Source organism: Paenibacillus sp. AGC31, from assembly GCF_057334655.1.
The window spans coordinates 573,673-580,946 of the sequence record NZ_JBHFJH010000027.1 but is presented as its reverse complement, the minus strand read 5'-3'; the positions used below and the strand labels follow the sequence as shown (position 1 = coordinate 580,946).

General features: G+C 50.0%; 6 protein-coding genes. 3 read left to right on the top strand and 3 right to left on the bottom strand.

Translation table 11 applies throughout. The features are described 5' to 3' along the window. A partial coding sequence (locus ACE04G_RS14725) for a DNA polymerase III subunit alpha (protein WP_486094536.1) occupies positions 1 to 3,652 on the bottom strand: 3,652 nt, incomplete at its 3' end. Between the two features lie 268 nt (positions 3,653 to 3,920). Between ACE04G_RS14725 and ACE04G_RS14720 the strand changes: the two genes are divergently transcribed. The 3 genes from ACE04G_RS14720 (at position 3,921) to ACE04G_RS14710 (ending at position 5,184) form a co-directional block, all read left to right on the top strand. Further along, positions 3,921 to 4,250 carry a YtrH family sporulation protein gene (locus ACE04G_RS14720; RefSeq protein ID WP_026081169.1) on the top strand — a complete coding sequence of 110 codons (330 nt, stop codon included), beginning with the start codon at positions 3,921 to 3,923 and terminating at the stop codon, positions 4,248 to 4,250. Between the two features lie 21 nt (positions 4,251 to 4,271). Beyond that, positions 4,272 to 4,760, top strand: coding sequence for a sporulation membrane protein YtrI (locus ACE04G_RS14715; protein WP_017689500.1), 489 nt, complete (start codon positions 4,272 to 4,274; stop codon positions 4,758 to 4,760). A gap of 82 nt (positions 4,761 to 4,842) precedes the next feature. Continuing rightward, a complete protein-coding gene (locus ACE04G_RS14710) occupies positions 4,843 to 5,184 on the top strand; it encodes a YtpI family protein (RefSeq protein ID WP_449004111.1) in 342 nt (113 codons plus the stop codon). Between the two features lie 143 nt (positions 5,185 to 5,327). On the opposite strand, the gene ACE04G_RS14705 is transcribed toward ACE04G_RS14710, so the two are convergent. Both ACE04G_RS14705 and ACE04G_RS14700 read right to left on the bottom strand, forming a co-directional pair. Continuing rightward, positions 5,328 to 6,662: a DRTGG domain-containing protein gene (locus ACE04G_RS14705; protein ID WP_076209105.1), complete on the bottom strand. Its 1,335-nt coding sequence runs from the start codon at positions 6,660 to 6,662 to the stop codon at positions 5,328 to 5,330. 245 nt (positions 6,663 to 6,907) lie between these two features. Next, positions 6,908 to 7,192, bottom strand: a complete 285-nt coding sequence (locus tag ACE04G_RS14700) for a hypothetical protein (RefSeq protein ID WP_085981456.1) — start codon at positions 7,190 to 7,192, stop codon at positions 6,908 to 6,910. Positions 7,193 to 7,274: the final 82 nt, after the last annotated feature.

Here is a 7,274-nt window from a genome sequence, read left to right as displayed (position 1 = left end):
GCCGGGCGCGGCTGCGCAGCTGCTGCTCCAGTGCCGCCGGTGACAACGGCACCACTTCCTCAGCCAGCAGCTTAAACCCTTCGTCCTGCTGCTGCACTTTGGCACGCACAATGAGCAGTTCACCTTTCCCGACATGTTGCTGGCTACGCCGCCATACCTCGGGAAAGAGAACCACTTCGCAGCGTTCGATCTGGTCTTCCAGCTCCATGAACGCCATAGCCTTGCCCTGTTTCGTCGTGATCGACTTCACGGACACAACCATACCCGCGGCGACGGTCATCGTGTCGTCTGCCGCCTCGGTCAGCTCCATGATCCGGTCAGCCCCACTCGATTCCAGCACATCTTCATAGTCATCCAGCGGATGCCCGGAGAGATACAAACCTAACAACTCACGCTCCAGCTCCAGTTGCTGCCCTGAGGAATAAGGAGGAATATCCGGATACTCAATCTCCCAGTTTGGCGTCTCAACAAAGTCGAACAATTGAATCTGCAGATCCTCGCGTTCCTTGCGCCATTTCAGAGCCGCTTCAACAGTCTCATCCAGCATCGCGAGCAATTGGGCCCGGTGCCCAGGTAATGTATCAAAAGCTCCGGCCTGGATCAGCGATTCAATCACACGTTTGTTGCATACACGCAGATCCACACGACGACAAAAATCGAGCAAACTGTCGAACGGTCTCTCCTGCCTTACGATCATAATGCTTTCCATTGCCTGGGTACCGACATTTTTCACAGCGGCCAGACCAAATCGTATTGCGCCCGTTAATTTTTCCTCATCCGGAATATCATTAGACAATGCAACGTTCTTCTCTGCTGAGGAGAGTTCCCCTTGCTCCGCGCGCGAAGAAGACGCCTCTTGTCCCTCGTCATTACCATTTTCCATTGAAGAAGCCGTCACCAATCCAGGTTCCTTCCGGTTGTCGGATGTCTCAGGCATGGATGTTGCTGCCTGCCACTCATATTCACCACTGTCCTCTTCGGGTCCAGGACCGGGATCATCCGGCAGAGGTGCTTCACCATATTCGGCTTGTTCCGAATGCCCATCATGCTCATGAACGCGATCTTCCCTGAAGGAACTCACGTTACCGTTCGCGGCATGTTCTTCGATCGGGCTTCCGGTGTCACTCTCTGCATCTGCTCCCGCAGTCTGCTGCGATACATTGCTCTGATCCCCAGCTCCTGCGCTGGCGGACGGCACAAATACAGGTGTGAACAGAATACCGCTCTCATTCACATCCGGAGGAAGCACCTCCATGTCCATACGCCGACATTCCACCACGTACTCTCCCACTTTCCGATGACTGCCCATTACGGCTGTTAACATGGATGCCATAAAATGAACCGGATAATGAGCCTTCAGATACGCTGTCTGGAACGCAAGCACACCATATGCCGCAGCATGAGCACGCGGGAAGCCATAGTTGGCAAACTTGACGATCATATCATAGACCAGGTCTGCCTCTTCTTCGCTATACCCTTGTTTCAGGCTGCCTTGTACAAAGTGTCCACGCTCCAGATCCAGCACTTCACGTTTCTTCTTGGAGACCGCTCTGCGAAGCAAATCTGCCTCACCCAGCGAGAAACCGGCCATCCGGGAGGCTATCTGCATGATCTGCTCCTGATACACGATGATGCCGTACGTATCTTTCAGGATTGGCTCCAGATCCACATGGGGGTAATCCACTTCAATCTGTCCATGCTTGCCCTGAATGTATTTGGATATGAACTCCATCGGGCCCGGACGGTACAAGGCAAGTACAGAGATTACATCTTCAAAACCACTTGGCTTCATCTCTTTCAGCACACGGCGTACCCCGGCAGACTCCAGTTGGAATATGCCCATCGTGTCCCCTCGCCCAAGCATCTCGTACGTTAACGGATCATCATCGGGAATAAGACGGAAGTCCGGAATTTCTCCATGTTCCCCAATCCAGCGCACACAACGCTCAATGATCGAGAGGGTACGCAGACCAAGAAAGTCCATTTTAAGCAGACCAATAGACTCCAGGTTTTCCATGGAATACTGGGTTAATGCTGTCCCTTCACTGCCCTCCTGAAGTGGCACCACATCGGTTAGCGGGTCACGGGATATAACCACTCCCGCTGCATGCGTCGAAGCATGGCGTGGCATACCTTCTACCTTCATCGCCATATCCAGCAGCTCACGTGTCTTAGGCTTGGTTTCATACAGCGTCTTCAGTTCAGGTGTAGCTTCCATGGCCCGCTCAATGTTAATGCCAAGCTGCGCCGGAATCAGCTTTGCAGCCTTGTCCACTTCACCATAAGGCACATTCAGTGCCCGTCCAACATCACGTACGGCTGCACGGGCAGCCATCGTTCCAAATGTAATAATCTGGGCGACATGGGCTTTGCCATATTTATGCGCGACATAATCAATGACTTCATCCCGCCGTTCATCGCTGAAGTCAATATCAATATCCGGCATGGAGATCCGCTCCGGATTCAGGAATCGTTCGAAGAGCAGGTTGTATTTCATCGGATCAACATCGGTAATATGCAACGTGTACGCTACCAGACTACCTGCCGAGGAGCCCCGGCCCGGTCCAGTAACAATGCCTTGTTTATGCGCATAGGCGATAAAATCCCAAACAATCAGGAAATAATCCGAGAATCCCATGCTGTCGATTATACCCAGCTCATACGCCAATCGTTGTTCGAGTTCGGATCGAAGCTCCGCATCTGTCCAACGTGTGGACTGCGCATAACGCTCCTCCATTCCTTCTTCGCACAGCTGACGCAGATATGCCGAAGGGCTGAGTCCATCGGGAAGTGGTCTGTATTCCGGCAAAATTGATTTGCCGAATTCCAGCTTCAACTCACAGGACTCCGCAATACGGACGGTGTTCGCCAGAGCTTCGGGTACATGAGGAAACAAACGAGCCATCTCTTCTTCACTTTTCAGATAGAGCTGATTGGTTCCAATCCGAAGCCGAGTCTCATCATCCACAGTCTTGCCCGTTCCGATACAGATCAGCACATCCTGAAGCTCAGCATCCTCTTCCGACAGATAATGCGCATCATTGGTCGCTACAAGCGGAATCTCAAGCTCAGCCGCCAGTTTGATCAACTGCGGATTTACCCTTTTTTGCTCGGAAAGCCCGTGATCCTGAAGTTCCAGATAGAAGTCGGCACCAAAGATATTTTTGTAGCGTAACGCGGCACGTCTTGCCTCTTCTTCTCGCCCATGCAGCAGATGCTGTGGTACTTCACCACCGAGACATGCGCTTAGACAGATAATGCCCTCGTGATGGGCAGCCAGACTTTCCATATCTACACGGGGTTTGTAATGAAAACCTTCGAGATGTCCAATGGAGCACAATTTCATCAGATTACGGTAACCCGTCATATTTTTGGCCAGCAAAATCAAATGATGAATCGGTTGATCCTTGCGGCTTCCCCGCTCTTTGCGGGACCCTGCTGTCATGTATGCCTCGCACCCTATAATCGGCTTGATACCTCGTTCAACGCAGGCTTTATAGAAAGGAATTGCACCATACATCACGCCATGGTCGGTCAGCGCAAGTGTTGTCATTCCGAGATCTGCAGCCTTATTCACGAGATCCGGAATACGCGCAGCGCCGTCCAGCAAACTGTATTCGCTGTGAACGTGCAAATGCACAAAAGAACTCATGTTTTTTTCTTCCTTTCGCCGCAGATAGTCGCAGCATCGATCATCTGATCCGTCTGCTACCCTATCTATCTCATATATATATGAATTAAATAAATAAAAAATGGAATCTCCTATTAAAATTCGTGACAACCTCATAAAAAGGAGACTTTATTATTCTATTTTATCATAACGTTCGGGGGCACGCCCATACAATAGAAGTACAAGCCGCTCCCCCTGTGACAGACCCAAGACAGGAGGTGTGCTGCTAGGTCTGAAAGGGGTGTTGCCAGTGAGCACATTTTTGTCCAAAGCCATTCTTGATTTCTTTATTGCGTTTGGAATCGTGCTGGGCGGCGCGATGATCGGAGGTATTGGAGCAGTGATCTCACTTCAGCCTCCGACACAGACGATGCTCGATATTTCCGGGAAAATAAAGATATGGGCACTCGCAGCCGCTGTCGGCGGCACAATAGATCCCATGCGTGTCATCGAGAGCAATTTCCTGGATGGTAACCTGTCTCCGGCGGTCAAACAAATTCTGTATTTGATCTCTGCTTTTATGGGCGCACATATGGGAACCGAGCTGGTGAAATGGGTGTGCGGCGGAGGCCGGAGCTAATATGAGACAGGAACAGCGTTCATGAGAATTCCGCCATTTTCCCGTTACCGCCCGCTGATGCGAATGACCGCTGTGTTTGTTCTGGGAATGATCGCTGGATGTGTCGTCTACAACGGTGTATTTCACCTGAGTTACAATGCGTTGTGGCTGAACAATCAGGAGCTGCAGCTTCAGCTGCATCAGAATGAGGAGGATATCAAAACGCTGAAAAAATACAGTAAACGCCAAACCGTTATCAAGGAAATCAAGGTCCGTGCAGAAGAATCGGATAAGGGGCCAGACGAAGCTTCTCTGAAAGTGATGTTACAGAAACTCGGAGACGAACTTGAGGTACTTCGGGGCAGAGATGTATTCAACATCGATGAGTATAGCAAAATGACACGAATCATGCTGAATCAGAAAGTCTACTCGGTCAGGGAAAAGGAGTACACCGTTCAGGTCAAAACGATGCTGGTTATGGAAGGCGTACTGCAAGTTTGGGTACAGATTCGCATGCACGTTCCTGCGTAACAGCAAAAAACTGCCCTTGTCTGCATCTCTGCATGGTACAATAAGGGCAGTAAATGCTTTCCAGAAAAGGAGCTGCGTCTTTGTGTTCATTGATGTACTCAAATATGCTCTAATCGCCATCTTTGCTGTTGCCATGGTTTTTGCAGCGTTGAACAGCATTCGTTCACACAGAAGTTCGGATGCTACCAGCGCCGGACTGTACCGTTCGTGGACAAATATCTGGATGGGTGGCATGCTTGTTGTGCTTGCACTGATTCTGATGTTTGTCTTCACAGGTTCCACTTTATCTGTGATTGTGGAAGCGCTATTTCTGATTATGGGTGCGTATAATGTATTTGCCGGAATACGTAACCGCAGTTATTATGCGCGGCTTCAACAACGGTCCAGTAAGGGATCAGGTAAAACCTCCGGACAATCTGCATGATTCGTTGAAGCTCTATCGTTGTCTGCAAAAAGAGAGTACTTCCCCTTCATTAAGCGAAGCCAGAACCGCGCAACAGCGCAACCCGGCAGAGCTTCTTGATCAGGGAGTACTCTCTTTGTTTATGCCCGAGGCAACATACCCTGCTAGGCATGGTCAATCGACTGCAATGTCATTACTGCTTTGCATACCACACTGCCTTCTCGGGTAACCACAATGTCCATTTTGCACGTTCGACGGCTGGTTTCCAGAATTAACGGTCGAACCAGGATCTGATCCTCAATCTGTACCGGTCGAACAAAATACGTCGTTACATTATCGACCACATGGTCGTTCCCTGTAACATCCCACGCTGCCCGCCGGCCAGCCTGGGTCATCACATTCAACAGAACACCTTCGGAGATCGTACCCAGATCCGTTGCCATCTGAGGAATGATGAATCCGTGGAATAACAATTCGTTCTGTTCACCGCGCTCCTCAGCAAACCCGTTCCAGATCAGATGATCAAACGTCTCTCCCAGTTGTGGCTGCTTCTGTGCATCCCGCATGGCCTGAAGTACTTCCTTGCGTGTGACGGACGCAATCAGTTTGCGATTCCGATCCACGATTGGCAGAAAATCGATACCTTCCCAGGTCATAATCTGGGCAGCAGAAGCAAGAGATGTCTGCAATGAGGCCGTAATCGGGCGGCGTATCACGCATTTCTCAATACTTTGATCTTCTTTCAGCTCACTGACATCCTTCAGACTCACAATCCCGATGACCCGGTTCCATTCATCCACCACCGGGAAGCGATGTTCACCCGTCTCCGACACCAGCATATGAAAATCTGCGGCTGAACTGGTCACCTTCAATACCTGCAAGCGAGGTTTCTGACCAATGATATCCTCAACAAGCATAATTTTTTTCTTAATCAGCCTATCGAAGATCGCACGGTTAATCATTGAAGCTACCGTGAATGTATCATGTCTGGATGAAATAATCGGTAGCCCAAGCTCGTCAGCCATAATTCTTACTTCACGACTTGTCCCAAAACCACCCGTAATCAACACGCCCGCTCCCTGTTCGAGGGCAAGCGAGTGAGCATCTTCACGGTTACCCACAATCAGCAGACTCCCAGCGTCAATATAACGGGCCATTGCCTGTTCTTTCATCGCACCAATCACATACTTGTGCAGCGGTTTGGTGAGACCTTCGTTCCCCCCCAGCACATGGCCCTCCACAATGGTCACAACATCAGCAAAGGTCAACTGTTCCGACATGCCCCGAGGTCTCTTCTCGATCCGCACCGTTCCAATTCGTTCCTTGGTCACGACCAGCCCGAAGTTCTCCGCCTCTTTCACCGCACGATATGCTGTCCCTTCACTTACACCCAGCTCCCGCGCAAGTCCACGTACTGATATTTTGCTGCCAACCTTCAGTTGTTCAATATGTTGAAGTAACTGTTCATGCTTCGTTACGTTCTCTTCCTGTCCGTCCAACTGTACCACCCCCGAAGATGCATCTGTACTATACTGTACCTATTATAACACGACGTCAGGAAAATAACCCCACTTCCTATCCCATTCTTATTGGGAAATGGGCTGCTTGAATTCAATCTTCCGATTATTCCCTGATCCTTGTATATAACAAAAAGACCGGCCCCTTATGTGCAAGGGAATCCGGTCTTGTTCCAGAGGCAGAACCAACGCTGTTGGCCCTGGCATACGGATTGTAATTCTATCCTTTATACAGACTCGCTCCGCTCCTGCTTGTCCAGCAGTTTCATCTCCCACTGCCGCAGCTTCGCCCGACGAACGGCTTCCAGCGCCCGCTTTTTCTCTTCATCCACACCAAGAATAAAATGCAGATGTGCACCAACGATTAATAAGGAGAACAGCACCCAGACGATGCCAAAAATATTAACCCAGTCCATTCCTCCAGCAAAGGAAATCCGCGGCAGTGCAATGACCAGCATCGACAACGCAATAAGCAGATAGATTACATGTTTTGCTTTCTTCAACCTTTTCACCATTCACAGCTCCTTCGTTCTTGATCGACTCTATATGTCTAGTCTATGAACGATAAGGAGCCAATATGAAAGGTTCAGGTAA